The following is a 22,858-nucleotide window of genomic DNA, read 5'->3' as shown; positions in this document are numbered from 1 at the left end:
TCCCGCGTCCGCAGTGAAAGCGCTCACAAGAATTTCCGGCCGGTATCTGCTCTGCTTGGACGCATGACGTCCAGTTCGACTCCGTCCCCGGCGCCCTCCGACGCGCACACCACCCGTAGCCCCTTGCGGAGGCTCAGCGCCCGCGGGCGCGACGAGGCGCATCGGGTCGCCTCGCCCCTGGAGCTCTTCTTCGACCTGTGCTTCGTCGTGGCCATCGCCCAGGCGGGCGTGCAGCTGGTGCACTCCGTCGCCGAGGGGCACGCCGGCGAAGGCATCCTCAACTACGCGATGGTCTTCTTCGCCATCTGGTGGGCCTGGATGAACTTCTCCTGGTTCGCCTCGGCGTACGACAACGACGACGTCCTCTACCGGGTCGTCACGCTGATCCAGATCGCCGGTGTGCTGGTGCTCGCGGCCGGGGTGTCGCGGGCCTTCGAGGACCACGAGTTCCTGACCGTCTGGCTGGGTTACGTGATCATGCGGCTCGCCATGTCCGCGCAGTGGATACGCGTGGCGCTGTCCAGCGAGGGCGCGGAGCGGACGATGGCTCTGCGGTACGCCGGTGGCGTGCTGCTCTGCATGGTCGGCTGGCTGGGACTCGTGGTGCTGCCCGTGGGGGCGCGGCCCTGGGTGTTCCTCGTGATGGCGGTGGTCGAGATGTGCGTGCCGGCGTACGCGGAGAAGGACTTCACCTCGTCCTGGCATCCGCACCACATCGCCGAGCGGTACGGCCTGTTCACCATCATCGTCCTCGGCGAGACGATCGCCGCGGCCACGGTCGCCGTGAAGTCCGCCGTCGACGAGAACGACGCCCTCGGCGAACTGCTGCCGATCGCCGCGGGCGGACTGCTGATCGTGTTCGCGGCGTGGTGGATCTACTTCGTCGTGCCCATCCACGGCAGGCTGCGCACCAGCAAGCAGGCCTTCCTGTGGGGCTACGGCCACTACCTGATCTTCGCCTCGGCAGCCGCCATCGGCGCCGGGCTGGAGGTGGCGGTCGAGCAGGCGGTCGGCAAGGCGCACATCTCCACCCTGTCCGCGTCGGCCGCCGTGACGCTGCCGACGGCGCTCTATCTCCTCACCGTCTGGGCCCTGCACTCGCGCTACTTCAAGGTGGGTACCGCGCAGCAGCTGGTGCTGCCGGTCACGGCGCTGCTGGTGATCGCCTGCACGTTCCTGGGCGACTGGGCCGTGCTCGCGGCCGGCATCGTCTCGGCGCTCGCCGTGGTGACGGGGACGACGCTGACGGCACGCATGGTGGCCCGGCAGCGCGGGGAGGCGGCACCGGCGCCGGTCGGGTGACGCCCGCCGGCGCGTTGCGGCGGGCGGTGCCGGTTCCGCGCCGGTGGGCCGGTGCCGGAGTGGCCTGGACGAGACTGGGGCCATGACAGTTGACGCTCTGACGGACGTCGCCGGTGTACGCGTGGGGCACGCGACGCGCACCGGCGACGGTTGGCTCACCGGCACCACCGTGGTGCTCGCTCCGGAGGGCGGTGCCGTAGCCGCCGTGGACGTGCGCGGCGGCGGTCCCGGCACCAAGGAGACCGACGCCCTCGACCCGCGCAACGTCGTGCAGAAGGTCGAGGCGATCGTGCTGACCGGAGGCAGCGCCTACGGGCTCGACGCCGCGACCGGCGTGATGGCGTGGCTGGAGGAGCAGGGTCGCGGAGTGCGTGTCGGGGCGGATCCGACCCATGTCGTTCCCGTCGTACCCGCCGCCTGCATCTTCGACCTCGGGCGGGGCGGCGACTTCCGGGCCAGGCCGGATGCCGCCGTCGGCCGTGCGGCCGTCGAGGCGGCCGCGGCGAGCGCGCCCGGCGAGCGGGTGCGGGAAGGGGGCGTGGGCGCGGGTACGGGCGCCGCAGTCGGGCCGCTGAAGGGCGGGGTCGGCAGCGCGAGCGTCGTGCTCGGGTCGGGGATCACGGTCGCCGCGCTGGTGGTGGCCAACGCGGCGGGCGCCGTGCTGGATCCGGAGACGGGGGTTCTGTACGGGGAGTTGTTCCAGGGGCGGGTGGACTATCCGCAGGCGCGCGTCCATGACGCCGCGTGCCGGCGTCTCGCCGAGGCCGCGGCGAAGAACGCCGCTCCCCTTCTGAACACCACGCTCGCGGTCGTCGCCACCGACGCGGATCTGTCGAAGGCGCAGGCGCAGAAGCTCGCCGGCACGGCGCACGACGGCATCGCGCGTGCCGTTCGGCCGGTGCACCTTCTGAACGACGGCGACACCGTGTTCACCCTGGCCACGGGAGAGCGCGCGCTGGACGCCGAGCACCCCTTGGCGCTCAACGAACTCCTCGCGGCGGGCGCCGACATGGTGACCCGCGCGATCGTGCGCGCCGTGCGCGCGGCCGAGTCGGTGCGCGGACCGGGTGGGGAGTGGCCGTCGTACGGGGAGTTGTACGGGGGCGGGTGACACGAGTGGCGCGTTTCGTGTGGGGATTGTCCCGGTTCTGTCACGTGATGGCGTTCACCGCCGACGCAGGGAACCCGACCGGCCCTGGATGCGCTCTTTCTCCACGCACTGGAGCGGATCACGCACATCACACGAACCGGGAGCAGCTCGTGACAACGCCGGACATAGCAACGAGGCGCGCACTGGGGGCCTGTGCCGTCCTGGCGGTCGGCGCCCTCACCCTCACCGCCTGTGGCGGCGGCGCCGACGGCAAGGACGACGGCAAGAGCGCCGGAAACTCCCCGAAGACGTCAGCGGCGAAGATCGTCATCTCGGCGAAGAACGGTTCGACGGGCGCGTCGATCAACACGACGGGGGTCAAGGTCAGCGGGGGCGAGCTGACCGTCGTGAAGATGACGGTGGCGGGGACCGGGCAGGACGTGCCAGGGACGCTCTCCGCGGACGGGGGCAGCTGGAAGCCGAAGGAGCAGTTGGAGCGGGAGACGAAGTACGAGATATCGGCGACCGCGAAGGACGCCGACGGTCGTGCCGTCTCCGACGACTCGACCTTCACCACGGTCAGCAAGGCGAACAGCTTCATCGGGACGTACACGCCGGACGGCGGTACGACGGTGGGGGTCGGGATGCCGGTGTCGTTCACCTTCGACAAGGCGATCAGCGACAAGAAGGCCGTGCAGTCGCACATCACGGTCTCCTCCAGCAGTGGGCAGCAGGTGGTCGGGCACTGGTTCGGGGCGCAGCGGCTCGACTTCCGGCCGCAGGAGTACTGGAAGGCCGGCTCCAAGGTCACGATGAAAATCGACCTGGACGGCGTGAAGGGCGCGAACGGCGTCGTCGGCGTACAGCAGAAGACCGTCAGCTTCACGATCGGGCGGTCCCAGGTCTCCACGGTCGACGTGAACACGCAGACGATGACGGTCGTGCGGGACGGCAGGACCTTCAAGTCGGTACCGATCTCGGCGGGCAGCGCGGAGTTCACCACCTACAACGGTCAGATGGTGATCTCCGAGAAGTTCCCGAAGCTGCGGATGGACAGCCGGACCGTCGGGCTCGACAACGCCTACGACATCCCGGACGTGCCGCACGCGATGCGGCTGACCCAGTCGGGGACGTTCATCCACGGCAACTACTGGTACAACAAGGCCAATCCGCCCTTCGGGCAGACCGGCACCAGCCACGGCTGCGTGGGACTGCAGGACGTACAGGGCGGCTCGGGGGCGACGAACGCCAAGTGGTTCTACGACAACTCCATCCTCGGGGACGTCGTGATCGTCAAGAACTCGCCCGACAAGACGGTGGCACCGGACAACGGGCTCAACGGCTGGAACATGTCGTGGAGCCAGTGGACCGCCGGAAGCGCCGTGTGAGCTCGCGCGCGGCGACGTGCGTCAAGTGGCGTCTGACCGGCTGTTTTTGACGGATCCTCGGGCCGCGTGGGAACTTCTCACGCGGCCCGCGAGTTTTCTGTGCGTACGTTTTCTCGGTTCCCGGACATGATGTCCGACCGAGGGGCTACGGTATGCACCCACAAGGTGACATGCAGCAACGCCGGGAGAAACCTTGAGCGTTCCGTACGAGACAGCAGCGTACGAGCCACGCGAGTCGCCCGAGTCTCCGGAGGAGCACCTCGCGCGACTCCTCGGCCGTGCGCTGAACTCCTTCGAGCTGCCCGACGAGGCGATACAGCGACTCGACTGCGCGCTGGCGCACGACAGCTCGCTGCACTCCGCGCACCACAGCGCGGGGCTGCACCGCGAGACGTACCGCCACACCTGGCTGCTCGCCGACGGTTCCGCGCTCACGCTCTGGGAGTTGGTCCACAACACCGTGCCGGGCAGCGACCCGCAGCACGAGGTGTACGTCGACGAGGAGGAGCTGCGCGCGGCCACCGCCCGGCTGCCGCTGCCCGCGGACACCCCCGACTTCGAGCTGCCGGTGACGGTGCAGTTGTCGCCGATCCCCGCGCCCCGGCACGCGTACGTGCCCGACGACTCCGCCGACCACGCGCGTCGGCTGCTGCGCCGCGCGGAGAATCCGGACCGGCCGGGTGCGGAGACGGCGGCGCTGCTGGCGGACGCGTTCGCGCACCAGATCACGCAGGCGTTCGGACGCCCGTGCCGCGCGGGGCGCATCGGACTGTGCTTCTCGCTCTACGAGCACGCGTTCCTGCTGCGTGACGGCGAGGAGATCTCCCTGTGGGAGGTCGAGCACACGGCCACGCCCGACGGGCGGCACATGTGCGAGGTGTACGTCTCCGAGGACGCCGCCCGGGATGCGATGGAGCGGCGGGCGGCACGCGTTTCCTGACGCGCGCCCGCATGACGAGCGGGTGAGCTCTTGGGTCTCAGCGGCCGTCGCTGAGCTGTCGTACCAGGCCCGCGAAGGCGTCGCGTTCCGCTGGGGTGAGCTGGACGGACTCCAGGTCGGGGCCCGCCTGCCGCTGGTACGGAAGGCCCCCGAGAGCGGGGGCGGCTCCCCACAGGGCGGCCTCTCGGCCGCGGCGCAGGACGCGGGTCAGGCCGATCGCCCAGACGACGGTCGCCAGGGCGAGGACGGCCATTCCCGCCATCTGGAAGATCGAGACGTGCTCAGGCATGCGCCCCAGTAGACACCACGTTCCGGGACTTTGGCCCCGGACCGTGACGTATCTCGCAGGTGCCGTGAACAACTCACAGCTGCCCAAAGGGGCGTGGCGGTGACGGGAGTCCGTCGGTCCGCTACGCCGCGACCGGCTGCTTCGCCTCCGTCGTCGGGGCGGACGCGGAGGCGTCCGGGGTGGTGGCCGTCTCTCCCGGGGCCGTCTTGCGCAGGCCCTTGAGGAGGATCACCAGGGCCGCCGTGACCGCGGTGCCGATGGCGATGGCGAGCAGGTAGAGGAACGGCTTGCCGATCAGGAAGGTGACCCAGATACCGCCGTGCGGAGCGCGCAGGGTGGAACCGAAGGCCATGGTCAGCGCACCGGTGACCGCGCCGCCCGCCATGGAGGCGGGGATGACGCGCAGCGGGTCGGCCGCGGCGAACGGGATGGCGCCCTCGGAGATGAAGGAGGCGCCGAGGATCCAGGCCGCCTTGCCGTTCTCGCGCTCGGTCTCGGTGAACAGCTTCTTGCGCACGGTCGTAGCGAGAGCCATGCCCAGCGGCGGCACCATGCCGGCCGCCATCACGGCTGCCATGACCTTCATCGCCGAATCGCTCGGGTCCTGCACGGCGATGCCGGCGGTGGCGAAGGCGTAGGCGACCTTGTTGACCGGTCCGCCCAGGTCGAAGCACATCATCAGGCCGAGGAGGACGCCGAGGAGGATGGCGTTGGTGCCGGAGAGGCCGTTCAGCCAGTCCGTCATCGCCTTCTGGGCCTCGGCGATCGGCTTGCCGATCACGATGAACATCAGGAAGCCGACGACGATCGACGAGACCAGGGGGATCACCACCACCGGCATGATGCCGCGCAGCACCGGTGGGATCTTGATCTTCTGGATGCCGAGGACGACCGCGCCCGCCAGCAGACCGGCGACCAGGCCGCCGAGGAAGCCCGCGGCGATGTTGACGGAGATCATGCCGCCGACGAAGCCGGGCACGAGGCCGGGCCGGTCCGCCATGCCGTAGGCGATGTAGCCGGCGAGGACGGGGATCAGGAAGCCGAAGGCGACGCCACCGATCTGGAAGAGAAGCGCGCCCCAGCTGTCGACCTGGCCCCAGTCGAAGTGCTCCATGACCGGCTTGGCCTCGTTGATCTGGTAGCCGCCGATCGCGAAGCCGAGGGCGATCAGCAGACCGCCCGCCGCGACGAACGGAACCATGTAGCTCACGCCGGTCATCAGCCACTTGCGGAGCTTGGTGCCGTAGCTGTCGCCGGCGTCGCCCGCGCGCTCGACCGGCGTGGAGCCGGCGCCGGGGGCGCCCGTCACCTCACCGCGCGCCGCCTTCCCGCGCACCTCGGTGATGAGTTCCGCGGGACGGTTGATGCCCGCCTTCACGCCGACGTCGACGGTCGGCTTGCCGGCGAAGCGGTCCTTGTCGCGTACGGGGACGTCGTGGGCGAAGATCACGCCGTCCGCCGCCTCGATGACGGCCGGGTCGAGCCGCGTGAAGCCGGCCGAGCCCTGGGTCTCGACGACGAGTTCGACGCCCGCCTCGCGGCCCGCGTTCTCCAGGGACTCGGCCGCCATGTAGGTGTGGGCGATGCCGGTCGGACAGGAGGTGACGGCGACGATACGGAAGGGACGCGCATCGGCTGAGTCCGTGGCGCCCGGCGCCGGAGCGGTCGTGCCGCCCGGCGCCGGGGCCGCGGTACCCGTGGCGGTGTCGGCGGAGGCCGCCCCCGACACCGCCACGGAGTCCGAAGTGGCGCCCGCGGGGGCGCCCGGAGATACGCCCGCGGATGCGCCGGCCGCGTCCGCCTCCGGCGCGTCCCCGCGGATGAGCGCCGCCGCTGCCGCCGCGTCGTCCACCGCGCGCAGCGCGTCGGTGAACTCCGCGTTCATCAGCTGCCGCGCCAGCGACGACAGGATCGTCAGATGGGCGTCGTCCGCGCCGGCGGGCGCGGCGATCAGGAAGATCAGGTCGGCGGGGCCGTCCGCCGCGCCGAAGTCGATGCCGGCGGCGCTGCGCCCGAAGGCGAGCGTCGGCTCGGTGACGTGCGCGCTGCGGCAGTGCGGGATGCCGATGCCGCCGTCGAGGCCGGTCGGCATCTGGGCCTCGCGAGCGGCCACGTCGCCGAGGAAGCCCTCCAGGTCGGTCACCCGGCCCAGGGTGACCATCCGTTCGGCGAGGGCGCGTGCCGCCGCTTCCTTGGTGTCGGCGGACAGGTCGAGATCGACCAGGTCCGCGGTGATCATGTCGCTCATCGCGGGCTCCTTCGCACGCGTATCGCCCGGGGAGTGGAGTGGGCGGGGGCGGGGACGAGGGTGGGGACGGGGGTGCGGTGGGGGGTCATGGGGGTGAGCTCGGGGGTGGTGGGGGCGGGGCCGGGGAAACCTCGCCCCCACCGGGCGGCAGGGCGGCTCAGGTGGCCCTGCCTCCCGTAGGCCGCGACGAGTAACGGGGAGCCTCGCCGCTTCATGGCCGGTCCGCTGGGGAGTGCCGGGGGCGTGGACACCGCCGAGTGAGCCAGGCCGGGTGCCCTCACTGTCGTAGGAGCGATACGGCCCGTCATGACACCGGCTCCTTCAGTACGCGATCCACCGGTACCTCCGCCGTCACCGTGACCGCCGCCGGGTCCAGGTCGGACGGGGTCGGCATCACGCTGCCGGGCAGTTGTACGGCGGCGGCGCCATGGGCGACGGCGGAGGCGAGGGCCTCCGGACCGCTGCCGCCGGCGATGAGGAAGCCGGCGAGCGAGGAGTCACCGGCGCCCACGTTGCTGCGGACGGTGTCGACGCGCGCACTGGCGTACCAGGTGCCCGCGCCGTCCACGAGGAGTTGACCGTCGGCGCCCAGGCTCGCGAGCACGGCGCGTGCGCCCATCTCGCGCAACTCCTCCGCCGCCTTCACCGCGTCGCCCACCGTGGACAGGGGACGCCCGACGGCTTCCGCGAGCTCCTCGGCGTTCGGCTTCACCACGTCGGGGCGTTCGCGCAGCGCCTCCAGGAGCGCCCGCCCGGAGGTGTCCAGCGCGATCCGCGCACCCCCGGCGTGCGCCCGCGCGACCACGTCGGCGTACCAAGACGGCGCGAGCCCTCGGGGCAGGCTCCCGCAGCACGCGATCCAGTCCGCGTCCCGTGACTGCGCCCGTACCGTCTCCAGGAGCAGCTCCTGCTCCTCGGCCGACAGCTCCGGACCCGGCGCGTTGATCTTCGTGAGTACGCCGTCGGACTCGGCCAGCGCGATGTTCGAGCGGGTGGCGCCCGCGACCGGGACCGGCGCGACCTCGATGCCCTGCGCGTCGAGCAGATCCGCCACGAGCGCCCCCGGCGCACCACCCAGGGGCAGCACCGCGACCGTACGCCGGCCCGCGGCCGCCACGGCGCGCGAGACGTTCACGCCCTTGCCGCCCGGGTCCATGCGCTCGCCGGTGGCGCGGATGACCTCGCCGCGCTCCAGCGAGGGAACCTCGTAGGTGCGGTCCAGGGACGGGTTCGGGGTGACGGTGAGGATCATGCGCGCACTACTTCCGTGCCGCCGCGCTCGATGGCGGTGGCGTCTTCGGGGCTCAGCCCGCTGTCGGTGATCAGCAGGTCCACGTCGCTCAGGTCGCCGAAGCGGGCGAAGTGCTCCTGGCCGTGCTTGGAGGAGTCGGCAAGCAGCACGACACGGCGGGCGGCGGCGATCGCCGCGCGCTTGACCGCGGCCTCGGCGAGGTCGGGGGTGGTCAGTCCGTGGTCGGCGGAGAAGCCGTTGGCCGCCACGAACAGGACATCTGCCCGGATCTCGCCGTACGCGCGAAGCGCCCAGGCGTCGACGGCGGCGCGCGTACGGTGTCGCACGCGCCCCCCGACGAGGTGGAGCTGGATGCCGGGGTGGTCCGCGAGGCGGGCCGCGATCGGCAGGCTGTGCGTGACGACGGTGAGCGCGGCCTCCAGCGGGATGGCGCCGGCCAGCCGGGCGACCGTGGTGCCGGCGTCGAGGATCAGCGTGCCCTCGGTCGGGAGTTCGGCGACGGCCGCCTTGGCGACGTGGTCCTTCTCGTCGGCCGCCGTCGTCTCGCGCTCGGCGAGGTCCGGCTCGAAGTCGAGGCGTCCGGCGGGGATGGCTCCGCCGTGCACGCGGCGCAGCAGGCCCGCGCGGTCCAGGGCCTTCAGGTCCCGGCGGATCGTCTCCGCGGTGACCTGGAACTCCTCGGCCAGTGAGAGCACGTCCACCCGCCCGCCGTCACGCGCGAGCCGGAGGATCTCCTGCTGCCGCTCCGGTGCGTACATGTCCGCTCGCCTCCGACTCGATGTCCGACCGTTTCCGATCGGTGCCCGAACTTGTGGTTTCGCCTGGAGGCTACGCCCGGATTTCCGGAAAGTAAACAGGTTCGGGCCCGATTCGGGCATGAACGGACTTTCGCCCTGGTGAGGGCATGCGGAAGGCCCGGCGCGCACAGGGCGCCGGGCCTTTCTCCACATGCTCAGATATCCACGCGCTCAGGTCAGACGAGCTCCGGCTCCTTCTCGTCCGCGCCCGCCGGCTCCTCCCCCGCCCCCTCCAGATGCTGCGCCCCGCGCTTCGGCAGCGCGAACATCAGCAGGAAGATCAGGGCCATGACCGCCGCGACCCAGCCCAGCGCGTGCTGGAAGGCGTCGACGAAGACCGGCCCCATCTCCTCGCGGCGCAGCGCGTCCGGGATCTCGTTGAAGAAGACCACCGACACCAGGCCGAGCCCCAGCGCGTTGCCCATCTGCTGCACGGTGTTGATGAGGCCGGACGCCGATCCGGCGTGCTCGCGCGGTACGCCCGACAGCACCATGTCGGTCAGCGGGGCGAAGATCAGGCCCATACCGAGGCCCATCACGATCAGCGGGAGGGCCATCTGCCAGGGGGCGATGGCGGTGCCGTACCGGCCGGCCTCCCAGAGGTAGAGCAGGACGCCCGCGGTCATGGTCAGCGCACCGGACTGGAGGACCGCACGGCCTCCGACGCGCGGCACCAGCTTCTGCACCGACAGTCCGGCGGCCAGGGAGACGGCGATCGAGAACGGCACCCCGGTCAGGCCCGCCTTCAGCGGCCGCCAGCCCAGCCCGACCTGCATGTACAGCGTCCACACCAGGAAGAAGATGCCGAGGCCGATACCGAAGACCGTCTGGACGGCGACACCGGCGGCGAAGCTCTTCACGCGGAACAGGGAGAGTTCGATGAGCGGGGAGCCGTCACGGGCCGCCTTGCGCTTCTCGTACGTCACCAGCGCGGCGAAGACGACGAGCGCGCCGGCCATCGACCCGTACCCCCACAGCGGCCAGCCCAGCTCGCGGCCCCGGGTCAGCGGGTAGAGCAGCATGAGCAGGCCCAGGGTCACCAGGGCGACCCCCACCAGGTCGAGCCGCAGGGCGCGCGGCGCCTTGGACTCGGTGATGTAGCGGCTGCCGAGGATCAGGCCCGCGATGCCGACCGGAAGGTTGATGAGGAAGATCGGGCGCCACTCCAGGCCGAGGATGTTCCACTCCGTCAGCAGGGCGCCGAGCAGCGGACCCGACACCGCCCCCAGGCCGACGATCGCGCCGAACAGCCCGAAGACCTTGCCGCGCTCCTCCGCCGGGAACGTCGCGTGCACGATCGACAGCACCTGCGGCACCATCAGCGCCGCCATGCCGCCCTGGAGGATCCGCGAGGCGACCAGCATCTCCGGGTTCGCGGCGAGGCCGCACAGCGCGGAGGCGAGGGTGAAGCCGCCGATGCCGATGAGGAAGAGCCGCTTGCGGCCGTGGATGTCGCCGAGACGTCCGCCGGTGATGAGACCGGCGGCGAAGGCGAGCGCGTAGCCGGCCGTTATCCACTGGATCTGGCTGACGCTCGCGCCGGCCTCGGCCTGGATGGACGGGATGGCGATATTGACGATCGTGACGTCGACGAGGTCCATGAAGGCCGCGGTCATCACGATCGCGAGGGCGAACCAGCGGCGCCGGTCGGGTGCCGGTGTCGTCGCAGACGTGGGCGTAGGCGTGGAAACCACGGTTTCGGTGGAGGTCATGTCTTCAAGCTACGGCCGCATTAGGTCAGATCGTGTCCTAGATCTACGGCATCCTCGAACTCATGACGACGGATACTCCGGCCCGGCTTCTCCAACTCCTCTCGCTCCTCCAGACCCCGCGCGAATGGCCCGGCGGCGAGCTCGCCGACCGGCTCGGGGTGTCCCGCCGTACCGTGCGACGGGACGTCGACCGGCTGCGCGAACTGGGCTACCCGGTGCAGGCCAGCAAGGGTTCCGACGGCGGCTATCGGCTCGTCGCGGGCAAGGCGATGCCGCCGCTCGTCCTCGACGACGAGGAGGCGGTCGCCATCGCGGTCGGGCTGCGGGCGGGGGCCGGGCACGCGCTCGAGGGGGTCGACGAGGCGTCCGTACGGGCGCTGGCCAAGCTGGAGCAGGTGCTGCCGTCCCGGCTACGGCACCGTGTCTCCACCCTCCAGGCCGCGACCACGCCGCTGACCAGCGGGGACGGGGCGAGCATCGCGCCCGAGACGCTGACCGTCATGGCCTCGACCGTCGCCGGGCACGAGCGGCTGCGGTTCGCCTACCGCGCGAAGGACGGGACCGAGTCGCGCCGGGTGACGGAGCCGTATCGGCTGGTGTCGACCGGGCGGCGGTGGTACCTCGTCGCGTACGACCTCGATCGCGACGACTGGCGTACGTTCCGGGTCGACCGGGTGAGCGAGCCGTTCGCGACGGGAGCGCGGTTCGCTCCGCGGGAGTTGCCGACGGGGAGCGCGGCGGAGTATCTGCGGCAGTCGATGTACCGGCGGCAGGAGACGTACGAGTTCGCCGTCACGTTCGCCGCTTCGGCGGAGGTGGTCGCGGCGCGGGTGCCGGGGTGGGTGGGGACGCCGGAGCCGCTGGGCGAGGGGCACTGTCGACTCCGGGCGGAGTCGGGGGACGCGGTGGAGTGGCTGGCGGTTCGGCTTGCCATGACGGGGGTGGAGTTCACGGTGGAGTCGCCCGGTGAACTGGTGGAGTGCGTACGGGGGTTGGGGGAGCGGTTGGTTCGGGCCGCGGGTGGGTGAACTGGGCCCGGTCAGAGGTGACCGGGGTGGGGGCTGGGCGGGGGCGGGTCTCGCTCGCCCGCGCTTGCGGGGTGCCGCTGCGCCCACCCGTGCCGCCCCAGCGGCACGACTGCCCGCAGCTACGGCGGGTGGGCGTAAGGGGGGCGGGTGCCGGTCCTGCGGCACGACTGCCCGCAGCTACGGCGGGTGGGCGTAAGGGGGGCGGGTGCCGGTCCTGCGGCACGACTGCCCGCAGCTACGGCGGGTGGGCGGAAGGGGCGGGTGCCGGTCCTGCGGCACGACTGCCCGCAGCTACCACGGACGGGCGGGTGCCGGTCCTGCGGCACGACTGTTCGTAGGTGAGGCGGGTCCCCGTCCTTGTCTACGGTCGCCCCCACGGAAACCCCTCCAACACCCCCAGATTCCGCAACGCCAGCTCCGCCGGTCCCGTCGGCCCTGTCGCCCGTGCGTCCGTGGCCACCCACGCCTCCACCGCCGTCCGCACCGCCGCGCTCGCGACCGCCGACGCGAAACGGAGCTCGGCGGTGACGACAGGAGCGGCAACGTTGTCAGCGACCTGGGCCGCCCCACCGCCCCGCTCCCCCAGCACCTCTGCCAACATCCGCTCCGCGTCCCGGCACACCTCCGCCCACACCTTGCCCAGCGCCGGGCTGGTCTCCGCCAGGCGGATCAGGGTGCGTACCCATTCCCAGGAGGCGGCGGAGACTCCGGCACCCGGCGTGAGGGTCCGGCGTACCGCGTGTTCCAGGGCCTGGGGCACCGAGAGTTCCGCCGGTGCCTCCCGCACCGCTTCCGCCCAGCGCTGGGCCCCTGCCGCGTAGAGCGGGGCGACGGCCTCTTCCTTGGTCGCGAAGTAGCGGTAGAACGTGCGCGGCGCGATTCCGGCGGCCTGGGCGATGTCCTCGGCGCGGGTGGCACGCAGCCCGCGCTGGACGAAGAGCCCGGCCGCCGCTCTGGCGATGTCCATCCGCGTCTCGGCCTTGCGCCGCTCGGTCAGCGAGGCCGAAGCCGATGACGCCGACGCACGGGAACCGGCGGAACCGGTGGAACGCGGTGCTGGGGTGGGGCTGCTCACATCGGCAGGCTATGCCCATGTGACACAATCTGCCATCCGGCGGGCCACCCCGTGGTTCAGGTACGGGGTGACCTGCCGTCCAGCATGCCTTGCCACCGGACGAGCCAAAAGCAGAGCCGGACCCCGGCACCCGGGGGGAGGGCGCCGAAGTCCGGCTCAGGGAGAGTCCCGGCGCCGGGGGGAGTGCGTCGGGACTTGGCTCTGGGGGCCCGGCCCTCGACAGAAGACCGGACTCGTACGACTCACGTTCTCGAACTCATGTACCTGAACTCATGGGCCCTGAAGTCTTGTTCCCAGGGTCCTGCCTGTTGAAGCGACCCAACACAGCCATGTTTGCGCCGTGTTGCGCCACCCGGCGTGCGCGGGCACGCCCGCGTCGATGCGGTCGGCCCTATGCCGCCGCGTCGAACCCCGTGTCCCGGGCCAGCTTCTTCAGCTCCAGCAGGGCGTGCTTCTCGATCTGGCGGATGCGCTCGCGCGTCAGCCCGTGCTCCTTGCCGACCTCGGTCAGCGTGCGCTCCCGGCCGTCCTCGATGCCGTAGCGCATCTTGATGATCGACGCCGTGCGCTGGTCGAGGCGGCCGATCAGGTCGTCCAGTTCCTCGCTGCGCAGGAGGGTCAGGACGGACTGCTCGGGCGAGACCGCGGAGGTGTCCTCCAGCAGGTCACCGAACTGGGTGTCGCCGTCGTCGTCGATCGACATGTTCAGCGAGACCGGGTCACGGGCCCAGTCCAGGACGTCCGTCACACGCTCGGGGGTGGAGCCCAGCTCCTGTGCGATCTCGGCGGGCTCCGGGTCGCGGCCGTTCTCCCGGTTGAACTCGCGCTGGACCCGGCGGATGCGGCCGAGTTCCTCGACGAGGTGGACGGGGAGGCGGATCGTGCGCGACTGGTCGGCTATCGAGCGGGTGATCGCCTGGCGGATCCACCAGGTGGCGTACGTGGAGAACTTGAAGCCCTTGCGGTAGTCGAACTTCTCCACCGCGCGCACCAGGCCCGCGTTGCCCTCCTGGATCAGGTCGAGCAGGGGAAGGCCGCTGCGCGGGTAGCGGCGGGCGACCGCGACCACGAGGCGGAGGTTGGACCGGATGAAGACGTCCTTGGCCCGCTCGGCCTCGTCGACCAGCGCCTCGAGCTCCTCGCGGGTGGCTTCCGCCTTCGACTCCTCGTACCCGTCGAGGACCTGCCGCGCGAACACACCCGCCTCGATCATCTGAGACAGCTCGACTTCCTTGGCGGCGTCGAGCAGCGGGGTGCGCGCGATCTCGTCGAGGTACATGCCGACCAGGTCGCGGTCGGCGATCTCGCCGGCGTGGGCGCGAACACTGCGTGCCTTGTCGACGGCCTCGCCGGAGGCGGACTGACGACGGGCGACGGCACGGGTTGCCATGCGTGTGCTCCCTTGCGATGTGGGCTGGCGGGTGGTCCTTGGTTGCCTGGTCCCGATCCGGTCCGGCACTGTCCGGTCCGGACTCTCCTCGGGTGCCCTGCTTCCGATGGAAACAACGACTGGAATCAGGACAGAATTCCCAACCCGTCCCCCTATTTTTCTGATCATGCAGTATCCTGCGCGGCCACACGGTCGGCGACGGTGCCGACCGGTTCCACGGAGCCGCAGGTCAGACCATGAGTCGAGACCGATCCCCGGCTTCTCATGCACCCCTCCCGCCCCTGCGTCCGTGAGACGCCCGTCACACTCGGCGGGATCGCCCCGGCCCGGGAAAGGGACCGGGAAAGCAGCCGCCGTCGGTCGTCCTCTGCCCCAGAAGACGGCCGGCACCCCTCGATGGTTGCCAGGTCAGCGCACTCCCAGGGAATTCACAGCGACACCACATCCCGCCCTTATGTCCCGCGGGACGTACCGGCTCAGCCGAACTGCACCGACCGCTTCGCCATGCCCATCCAGAACCCGTCGATCACGGAGCGCTGCGAGTCCAGCTCGCCGGAGACCTCGGCCGCGCCCATCGTCACGAAGAGGGGCGCGAAGTGCTCGGTGCGCGGGTGGGCGTAGCGGCCGGCCGGGGCCTTGTGGAGGAAGTCGAGCAGTCCGTCCCAGTCCCGGGTCTCCAGGGCCCGGCGGCCCCAGTCGTCGAACTCGGAGGACCAGCTCGGCACTCCCCCGCCGGCGTGCCGGAGCGCGGCGAGGTTGTGGGTGAAGAAGCCGGAGCCGACGATCAGGACGCCCTCGTCGCGCAGCGGGGCCAGCTTGCGGCCGATCTCCATGAGCTTGACGGGGTCGAGGGTCGGCATGGAGATCTGCAGGACCGGGATGTCGGCCTCGGGGAACATCTCGACGAGGGGCACATAGGCGCCGTGGTCGAGGCCGCGGTCCGGGATGTCCTGGACGGGGGTGCCGGGGGCGCGCAGCAGCTTGCGGACGGACTCGGCGAGCGCGGGTGCGCCGGGGGCGCCGTACGTCACCTGGTAGTAGTGCTCAGGGAAGCCCCAGAAGTCGTAGACGAGAGGGATGGTCTCGACCGCGCCGAGGGCGAGCGGGGCCTCTTCCCAGTGGGCGGAGACCATGAGGATCGCCTTGGGGCGCGGGAGGTCCGCGGACCAGGCGGCGAGTTCGCCGGGCCAGATCGGGTCGTCCGCGAGCGGCGGAGCGCCGTGGCTGAGATAGAGCGCGGGCATACGCTCCCTGGTCGCGTCCTGGGCTGCGGCGGACATGGCGCGGCTCCCTCCGAAAGGTGTTATATGAACGCAGTTCTTCAGGTGTCACTGCGACCGTTACTTGAACTCTAAAACTTCTACCTCCACGAACATACCCCCAACTTGTTTAACTTTCAAGGAGCCTTCTCGTACAGTGGACGACATGGCCGAAGAACCCGTCTGGCTCACCGCCGAGGAACAGCGCGTCTGGCGCTCCTACATGCACGCCACCACTCTTCTGGAGGACCACCTCGACCGCCAGTTGCAGCGGGACGCGGGCATGCCGCACATCTACTACGGACTGCTCGTCGGCCTCGCCGAGGCGCCGCGGAGCCGGCTGCGGATGACCGAGCTGGCGATGAAGGCGAAGATCACCCGGTCCCGGCTCTCGCACGCCATCTCCCGGCTGGAGAAGAACGGCTGGGTCCGCCGCGAGGACTGTCCCTCCGACAAGCGCGGCCAGTTCGCGATCCTCACCGACGAGGGGCACGCCGTCCTGAGCCGCACCGCGCCCGGCCATGTCAGCGCCGTACGCCAGGCGATGTTCGACCGGCTCACCCCGGAACAGCAGAAGTCCCTCGGCGAGATCATGCAGATCGTCGCCGAGGGACTTCAGCCCAACGAAGCGGGTGCGGATCTGCCCTGGCTCCGCTGAACCAGGGCAGATCCCGAGGGCCGGGGCCCTCATAGTCGTACGTACGGAGCGTCCCCGTCCCCGTACGTACGAGGCCCGAAGGGGTACGACCGTCCGGTCGTCGTCAGTGGGCGACGACCGGGACCGGCAGCTCGTCCTCCGCGCCCTCCCCGGCACCGGCCACGGCCGAGGTGTCGGGACGGCCGGCGTTGACCAGGGTCACCACGATGACCGCGGCCAGGACCAGCATGCCGACGGCGAACCAGATCGCGTTGGTGTACCCGTGCACCTGGCCCTCCAGCGCCACCAGCTGCGCCTGCGACTTGGAGGTCGCGGAGCCGATGTGGTCGGCGATGTAGGACGTGGTGGCGGAGGCGGCGATCGTGTTCAGCAGGGCCGTACCGATCGCGCCGCCCACCTGCTGCGAGGTGTTGACCATCGCGGAGGCGACACCGGCGTCCCGGGGCTCGACGCCGAGCGTGGCCAGGGACATGGCGGGCATGAACGCCGTACCCATGCCGAGACCGAGCAGCACCATCGCGGGCAGGATGACCGAGGCGTACGACGAGCCGATCTCCATCTGCGTCATGAAGAGCATGCCGATCGCGGCGACCAGGAAGCCGGGGCCCATCAGCAGGCGGGCCGGCAGCCGGGTCATCAGGCGGGTGCCGATCTGGGTCGAGCCGACCATCATGCCGACGATCATCGGCATGAACGCGAAGCCGGTCTTGATCGGCGAGAAGCCCTTCACGACCTGGAGGTAGTAGGTCAGGAACAGGAAGGTGCCGAACATCGCGATGATCGCGATACCGAGCGAGAGGTAGATGCCGCCGCGGTTGCGGTCGGTCACCACGCGCAGCGGCAGCAGCGGGGCCTTGACCTTCGCCTCGGTGATGACGAAGGCGATCAGCAGGACCGCGGAGGCGACGAACATGCCCACGGTCACGGAGTCGCCCCAGCCGTTGGACTCGGCGCGGGTGAAGCCGTAGACCAGCGCGACCAGACCCAGGGTGGAGAGCAGGACGCCGGGGATGTCGAGCGGGTTGCGGTTGCGGCCGCCCTCGGGCTCACGGATGACGAAGTAGGCGCCGAGCGCGGCGACGATGGCGAACGGGATGTTGACGAAGAACGTCCAGCGCCAGTCCATGTACTCGGTCAGCACACCGCCGAGGATGAAGCCCACGGCACCGCCACCACCGGCGATGGCACCGTAGATGCCGAACGCCTTGGCCCGCTCCTTGGCGTCCGTGAACATCACGGCGAGCAGGGAGAGCGCGGCGGGCGCGAGCAGCGCGCCGAAGACGCCCTGGAGGGCGCGGGCGCCGAACATCATGGCCTGGTTGGTGGCCGCGCCACCGAGCGCGGAGGCGAGGGCGAAGCCGATGAGGCCGACGACGAAGGCGTTCTTGCGGCCCCACAGGTCGGCGATCCGGCCGCCGAAGAGGAGGAGGCCACCGAAGGCGAGGGCGTAGGCCGTGACGACCCACTGCCGGTTGCCGTCGGATATGCCGAGGTCCACCTGGGCGGACGGCAGGGCGATGTTCACGATGGTGGCGTCGAGGACGACCATCAGCTGGGCGAGCGCGATGAAGACGAGCGCCCTCCAGCGGTTGGCGTCACCGGACGGGGCCGGTGCGCCGGGAGCCTTGGCGGCTGTTTGAGACATGGGGATACCCACTTCGGGACTTCGTGACGGAAAAAAGTGTCGTGAGGGGACGGTCCGCCGATACGCGACGGCCGGTGAACGTCGGCTGTGGTGACTGCCGAGCGCTTGTAGTGACTGACTGCTGTGGGGCGCTGGACTAATCGGTCAGGCCTGGCGCAGGTCCTCCATGGTCATGGCCGTGCCCGGCAGGTCGGAGCGGGCCGGGGCCCGCAGACCGTCGAGGAACAGCTGCAGATGGCGGTGGACGAACCGGTCGGCGCTCAGGCACATGGCACCGGCCGGGGGCCGGCTGAGCTGCGCCACGACGACCATCAGATCGCCGACGCCGATGTCGTCGCGGAGCTGGCCGGCCGCCTTCGCCCGGTCCATGAGCTCCCCGACGAGTTCCTCGCTCCGCAGCCGCGCGGCCTCGAGGTCCGGGTGGTTCTGGTCGAAGGTGCTCCGGATCATCGGGCACAGGGCGCTGACCCGCTCGTCGGCGGAGGTGTGCACAAAGCGCTCCAGCGCCTCGAAGGCGTCGCCGGTCTCGGCGAGCGCGAGCTCGGCCGCCTCCGTCATCCGGTCCATGACGGAGCAGACGACCTCGCGGACGAGCGCGTCGCGGTCGGGGAAGTTGCGGTACACCGTGGCGTTGCCGACACCGGCGCGGCGGGCGATCTCGTCGAGCGGCACATCGGGGCCGAACTCGGTGAACATCTCCCGGGCAGCGGTGACGATGCGCTCCCGGTTGCGCAGGGCGTCGGCGCGGGGCCGGGTCACCTTCTTCTGCACAGCGGTCACGGTCACGGCGTACTCCTCGATCGGATGGTCTGGCGATCCGGGGAGGCTTTCCCCGTTTCGCGCGAACACAGGTCTAAACGGGGAGACGCTCCCCGGTTATTTCAGGTTGAGGGAAAGAAGTGACGTGACCTGAGTCACATCTCTTCGGCCGAGAAACCCACGTTCGGCCCCTCCAGCGCGCGCCCCCGCACCCCACGACACAGGGTGATCGCAAGGGTGCAGCCCGTGGACCTGCGGCTGCCATGGACGGGAGAGGGCCGTGCATTGCAGCAGACCAGCCGGGCAGCACAGCAGACCAGCCGTCGGATACGCCCGCGCCGCGTCGCCGCCCTCGTGTCCGTGACCGCGCTGACCCTCGCGGTCAGCACCTCGGCCGGTACCCGCCACCTCGCGGCGGCCCCCGCACCCGCGGGCGCCGGACCGACCGCGCTGGCCCGCACCTCCGCCCACGGCCCCTGTCTGATCCGCGGCGGCTCCGCGATCCAGATGTCCGAGGGCGTCCCCACCACCGGCGGCTACTCCCGCTCCACCGGCACCGTCCGCGCCCTCACCCTGATGATCGACTTCTCCGACGCGCGGGGCCGCGGCCCCGCCCTCGACCGCTTCCGCGAGTTCTTCCCGCAGACCCAGGACTGGTTCCGCACCAGCTCCTACGGCCGCCTCGACTACCGCCCCGAGACGCCGATCCCGACCTGGCTGCGCATGCCGAAGCCCTTCGCGTCGTACGGCATAGAGCGCGGCGCGCCCTTCGACCCCGGCTACCGGGACCTGGTCCAGGACATCGTGGCCGCCGCCGACCCGAAGGTGGACTTCCGGTCGTACGACTTCCTGAACGTGCTGGTCACCCCGAACGCCGGGCCCCCCGCGCTGGACACGGTCCTGTCGGTGACCTTCGCCGGGAACCCGGACGCCCCGGTCGCCGACGGCGTGCCGGTCGCCAACGCGTCCTTCGTCTACTCCCGTCAGGACGACGGCTCCGGCTCCTACGCGCAGACCGGCTACCGGGTCCTGCCGCACGAGAACGGGCATGTCTTCGGGCTGCCCGACCTCTACACGGCGGGCGGCGGCGGCTCGGTCGGCCACTGGGACATCATGAGCGAGGACTGGGGCGCCAACAACGACCTCCTCGGCTGGCACAAGTGGAAGCTGGGCTGGCTGGACGCCTCCCAGGTGACCTGCGCGACCGCCCGCGGCGCCACCGAGTACACCCTCACCCCGATGGCCAGGACCGGCGGGCCCAAGCTGCTCTTCGTGCCGGTCAGCGGCCGTACCGGATACGCCGTGGAACTGCGCACCCGCGAGGGCAACGACGAGACGGTGTGCCGGCCCGGGGCGCTGATCTACAGGGTGGACGCCGACGTCGACACCGGGATGGGCCCGGTCACGGTCTACGACTCCCGCCGGGACAGCGGCGGCTGCACCCGCAGCCCCAACGTCCACGCGGAACTCTCCGACGCCCCCTTCACCCCGGGCCAGGTCTTCAAGGACCGCAGACACGGGATCCGGATCGAGGTGACGGGCGTCGATCCGTCGGGCGACTACCGGGTACGGGTGACACGGGGCTGAGCGGGTGCGGGGCGGGGCCGCGCCGGTGCGACCGGGGCGGGGTGGGGGTGAGGGTGGGGATGGGGATGGGGATGGGTACGGCCGGGGCGGGGGTGGGACGGGTACGGCCGGGGCGAGGGTGGGACGGGTACGGCCGGGGCGGGGCGCTGACCGGTACGAACCCGGGGTCGGGGTGCGGACCGACACGACCCGGACGGGGCGCGGACTGATACCACCCGGACGGCCGCTGACCGGTACCACTCGGGGCGGGGGTGCGGACCGATGCCACCCGGACGGGACCACTCACCGGCACCACCCGGGGCGGGACCACTCACCGGCACCACCCGGGGCGGGACCACTCACCGGCACCACCCGGGGCGGGGCCGCTGACCGGTACCCCCCGGACGGGCCGCGCAGGCTTACCGTAGGGCTTCCGCGACTGCCGTACCGGAGAGCGAATGCCCGCGAAGACGATCACGACCATGGACGACGCCGTGGCGCCGACGGCGCCTGCCGCCGTGCCGGCGGAGGCGGTCACGCCGTTGATCCGCGGGATCGCGGTGCTGCGGGAGCTGACCGAGGCCGGCGGCACGCTGAGCCCGAGCGCGCTGGAGCGGGCGACCGGCCTCGCGCGCTCCACGGTCGACCGCATCACCGCCACCCTCGCCCGCATGGGGTACGTCCGCCTCGACGGCCGGGACGTGGTCCTCACCCCCCGCCTCATGGACCTCGGCAACGCCTATCTGGCCGCCCTGCGGCTGCCCGCGCTGCTGGACGCGCGCGCCGACGAACTGGCCGACGAGCTCGACGAGTCGGTGTCGCTGGCGGTCGCGGACCGGGACGGCATCCGCTTCATCCACCAGGCCACCCGCCGCCGCGCGATGTCCCTGAGCTTCCGCATCGGCGACCTGTTGCCGGCCGAACGCACCGCGCCGGGCGCCCTGTTCGCGACGGAGTGGACGGAAGCGGACCGGCGCGCCTGGCGGGAACGCCGGGCGGCGGACCCCGAGGACCGGGGCTTTCCGGCCGTACCGCCCCGTGAACACCCGCGGCCGGACGAGGAGTTCGAGCAGCGCGCGGCGCAAGCGGCCGTCAACGGCTGGGCGTTGGACGACCAGCTGATCGAACCGGGCCTGGTGGCGGTCGCGGTACCGGTACGGGACCCGCACACCGGGCGGATCGCGTGCGCGGCGAGCGTCGTCAGCCACACCAGCCGGCACACGGCGGCCGGACTGCGGGACACCCTGCTGCCCCGGCTGCGGGCGGCGGTGGCGGACATGGAACGGGAACTGCGCCAGACGTCCGCGCCGGAGCCGGGGTCCGGCCCTTCGGGCCTGGCGACCTGGACCGGGGCGTCCAAGCAGGAGCTCGGCAGGGGGTTCGTGGAGTCCCTGGCCCGCGGGTTGACCGTACTGACCGCCTTCGGGGAGGGCCGGGCCGCCCTGACCCTGACGGAGGTGGCGAAGGCGACGGGCCTCGCGCGCGCCACGGCCCGCCGCGCCCTGATCACCTACGAGCACCTGGGCCTCGTCACCGCGACCGGACACCGCACCTTCACCCTGACGCCCCGGGTGCTGTCCCTGGGCTTCCCACCCCTGGCCCGCACCACGCTCGCCGAGATCGCGACCCCGCATCTGGCGGACCTGTCTGCCCGTATCCACGAGTCGGCGTCACTGGCGGTGCTCACCGCGCACGGCGACGAGATCCAGTACACCGCCCGCGTCGCCACGAACCGTGTGATGAGCGTCAACCTCACCGTCGGCACCCGGCTCCCGGCCTACGCCACCTCCATGGGACGCGTCCTGCTCGCCGACCTCCCCCCGGCCCGCCGCACCCCCGGGGAGCTGCGCCCGCTGACCCCGCACACCCTGACGGACCGCACGGCCCTGGACCGACTCCTCACCGAGGTCCGCGCCCGGGGGTACGCCCTGGTGGACGAGGAGTTGGAGGCCGGCCTGCGCTCGATCGCGGTCCCGGTGCGCGATCACCGGGGCCGGGTGGTGGCGGCCCTGAACACCGCGATGCACACCACCCGCCGCACCCCCGCGGAATGCGTGAGCGACCTGCTCCCGGAACTCCGGGCCACCGCGACGGCGATCGAACAGGACTTCCACACAGCGGGCCGCTTCACCCGGGTACCGACGTCCTGACACCCCCCGCCCCTTATCCGCTAGGCTGGTCGCCGGATCTCACCGAGATCCACACCACCCTGCCTTCGTAGCTCAGGGGATAGAGCACCGCTCTCCTAAAGCGGGTGTCGCAGGTTCGAATCCTGCCGGGGGCACAGACTTGCACAGCAGGTCAGAGGAGCAGAGGCCTCCCGTTCTCTTCGAACGGGAGGCCTTTCTCGTGCCTGGTGACGGTCAGGGGCGCTGTCAGTGCCCGGCGCTATCGTGGAGACACTCGTTTGGAGTATCACCGTGTGACGCGACCGTCACACGGTGTCGCGTGAAGGACGGC

The 22,858-nt window shown here is 71.3% G+C and carries 18 protein-coding genes and 1 tRNA gene; 9 read left to right on the top strand and 10 right to left on the bottom strand.

Annotated features, from left to right (window positions below; translation table 11 throughout):
- Positions 1-63 precede the first annotated feature (63 nt).
- The 4 genes from OG885_RS26325 to OG885_RS26310 all read left to right on the top strand — a co-directional run bounded on the left by OG885_RS26325 (position 64) and on the right by OG885_RS26310 (position 4,720).
- Positions 64-1,302, top strand: coding sequence for a low temperature requirement protein A (locus OG885_RS26325; protein WP_405735707.1), 1,239 nt, complete (start codon positions 64-66; stop codon positions 1,300-1,302).
- An 82-nt stretch (positions 1,303-1,384) separates the two neighbouring features.
- Positions 1,385-2,413 (top strand): P1 family peptidase, encoded by a 1,029-nt coding sequence (locus tag OG885_RS26320; RefSeq protein ID WP_405735704.1) that lies wholly within the window; start codon positions 1,385-1,387, stop codon positions 2,411-2,413.
- Positions 2,414-2,562: 149 nt separating this feature from the next.
- Positions 2,563-3,780, top strand: a complete 1,218-nt coding sequence (locus OG885_RS26315; RefSeq protein WP_405735702.1) for an Ig-like domain-containing protein — start codon at positions 2,563-2,565, stop codon at positions 3,778-3,780.
- Between the two features lie 193 nt (positions 3,781-3,973).
- Positions 3,974-4,720, top strand: a complete 747-nt coding sequence (locus tag OG885_RS26310; RefSeq protein WP_405735699.1) for a DUF6227 family protein — start codon at positions 3,974-3,976, stop codon at positions 4,718-4,720.
- A 37-nt stretch (positions 4,721-4,757) separates the two neighbouring features.
- Here OG885_RS26310 and OG885_RS26305 read toward each other — a convergent pair whose 3' ends face one another.
- From OG885_RS26305 to OG885_RS26285, 5 genes are all read right to left on the bottom strand, one after another.
- Positions 4,758-5,009 (bottom strand): hypothetical protein, encoded by a 252-nt coding sequence (locus OG885_RS26305; protein ID WP_399961051.1) that lies wholly within the window; start codon positions 5,007-5,009, stop codon positions 4,758-4,760.
- Between the two features lie 121 nt (positions 5,010-5,130).
- Positions 5,131-7,257 carry a fructose-specific PTS transporter subunit EIIC gene (locus tag OG885_RS26300; RefSeq protein WP_405735696.1) on the bottom strand — a complete coding sequence of 709 codons (2,127 nt, stop codon included), beginning with the start codon at positions 7,255-7,257 and terminating at the stop codon, positions 5,131-5,133.
- A 304-nt stretch (positions 7,258-7,561) separates the two neighbouring features.
- Positions 7,562-8,509, bottom strand: a complete 948-nt coding sequence (gene pfkB, locus OG885_RS26295) for a 1-phosphofructokinase (protein WP_405735693.1) — start codon at positions 8,507-8,509, stop codon at positions 7,562-7,564.
- Positions 8,506-9,267: a DeoR/GlpR family DNA-binding transcription regulator gene (locus tag OG885_RS26290; protein WP_405735691.1), complete on the bottom strand. Its 762-nt coding sequence runs from the start codon at positions 9,265-9,267 to the stop codon at positions 8,506-8,508. Before OG885_RS26290 ends, pfkB begins: the two co-directional genes overlap by 4 nt.
- A gap of 215 nt (positions 9,268-9,482) precedes the next feature.
- A complete protein-coding gene (locus OG885_RS26285; RefSeq protein ID WP_405735688.1) occupies positions 9,483-11,018 on the bottom strand; it encodes an MFS transporter in 1,536 nt (511 codons plus the stop codon).
- Positions 11,019-11,080: 62 nt separating this feature from the next.
- Here OG885_RS26285 and OG885_RS26280 point away from each other — a divergent pair, with 62 nt between their 5' ends.
- Positions 11,081-12,046 carry a helix-turn-helix transcriptional regulator gene (locus OG885_RS26280; RefSeq protein WP_405735685.1) on the top strand — a complete coding sequence of 322 codons (966 nt, stop codon included), beginning with the start codon at positions 11,081-11,083 and terminating at the stop codon, positions 12,044-12,046.
- Positions 12,047-12,407: 361 nt separating this feature from the next.
- On the opposite strand, the gene OG885_RS26275 is transcribed toward OG885_RS26280, so the two are convergent.
- The 3 genes from OG885_RS26275 to OG885_RS26265 all read right to left on the bottom strand — a co-directional run bounded on the left by OG885_RS26275 (position 12,408) and on the right by OG885_RS26265 (position 15,791).
- Positions 12,408-13,121: a TetR/AcrR family transcriptional regulator gene (locus OG885_RS26275; protein ID WP_405735682.1), complete on the bottom strand. Its 714-nt coding sequence runs from the start codon at positions 13,119-13,121 to the stop codon at positions 12,408-12,410.
- A 391-nt stretch (positions 13,122-13,512) separates the two neighbouring features.
- On the bottom strand, positions 13,513-14,511 hold the full coding sequence (locus OG885_RS26270) for an RNA polymerase sigma factor RpoD/SigA (protein ID WP_405735679.1): 999 nt from the start codon (positions 14,509-14,511) through the stop codon (positions 13,513-13,515).
- 476 nt (positions 14,512-14,987) lie between these two features.
- Positions 14,988-15,791, bottom strand: a complete 804-nt coding sequence (locus OG885_RS26265) for a dioxygenase (RefSeq protein ID WP_405735677.1) — start codon at positions 15,789-15,791, stop codon at positions 14,988-14,990.
- A 145-nt stretch (positions 15,792-15,936) separates the two neighbouring features.
- Here OG885_RS26265 and OG885_RS26260 point away from each other — a divergent pair, with 145 nt between their 5' ends.
- The gene (locus OG885_RS26260) at positions 15,937-16,428 is read left to right on the top strand and encodes a MarR family winged helix-turn-helix transcriptional regulator (RefSeq protein WP_405735675.1); all 492 of its coding nucleotides are present in this window, start codon (positions 15,937-15,939) and stop codon (positions 16,426-16,428) included.
- 103 nt (positions 16,429-16,531) lie between these two features.
- On the opposite strand, the gene OG885_RS26255 is transcribed toward OG885_RS26260, so the two are convergent.
- Entirely contained in the window at positions 16,532-18,073 is a 1,542-nt protein-coding gene (locus tag OG885_RS26255) for an MFS transporter (RefSeq protein WP_405735672.1), read from the bottom strand.
- Positions 18,074-18,217: 144 nt separating this feature from the next.
- Positions 18,218-18,859: a TetR/AcrR family transcriptional regulator gene (locus OG885_RS26250; protein ID WP_405735669.1), complete on the bottom strand. Its 642-nt coding sequence runs from the start codon at positions 18,857-18,859 to the stop codon at positions 18,218-18,220.
- Positions 18,860-19,117: 258 nt separating this feature from the next.
- Between OG885_RS26250 and OG885_RS26245 the strand changes: the two genes are divergently transcribed.
- The 3 genes from OG885_RS26245 to OG885_RS26235 all read left to right on the top strand — a co-directional run bounded on the left by OG885_RS26245 (position 19,118) and on the right by OG885_RS26235 (position 22,682).
- Positions 19,118-20,419, top strand: coding sequence for a M6 family metalloprotease domain-containing protein (locus OG885_RS26245; RefSeq protein WP_405742884.1), 1,302 nt, complete (start codon positions 19,118-19,120; stop codon positions 20,417-20,419).
- Positions 20,420-20,856: 437 nt separating this feature from the next.
- Positions 20,857-22,548, top strand: coding sequence for an IclR family transcriptional regulator C-terminal domain-containing protein (locus tag OG885_RS26240; protein ID WP_405735666.1), 1,692 nt, complete (start codon positions 20,857-20,859; stop codon positions 22,546-22,548).
- A 61-nt stretch (positions 22,549-22,609) separates the two neighbouring features.
- A tRNA-Arg gene (locus OG885_RS26235) sits at positions 22,610-22,682 on the top strand.
- The last annotated feature ends 176 nt before the right edge of the window (positions 22,683-22,858 follow it).

The sequence above is a fragment of the Streptomyces sp. NBC_00028 genome, assembly GCF_045041065.1.
Classification (GTDB): Bacteria; Actinomycetota; Actinomycetes; order Streptomycetales; family Streptomycetaceae; genus Streptomyces.
This window is presented reverse-complemented; position numbering and strand designations above follow the sequence as displayed.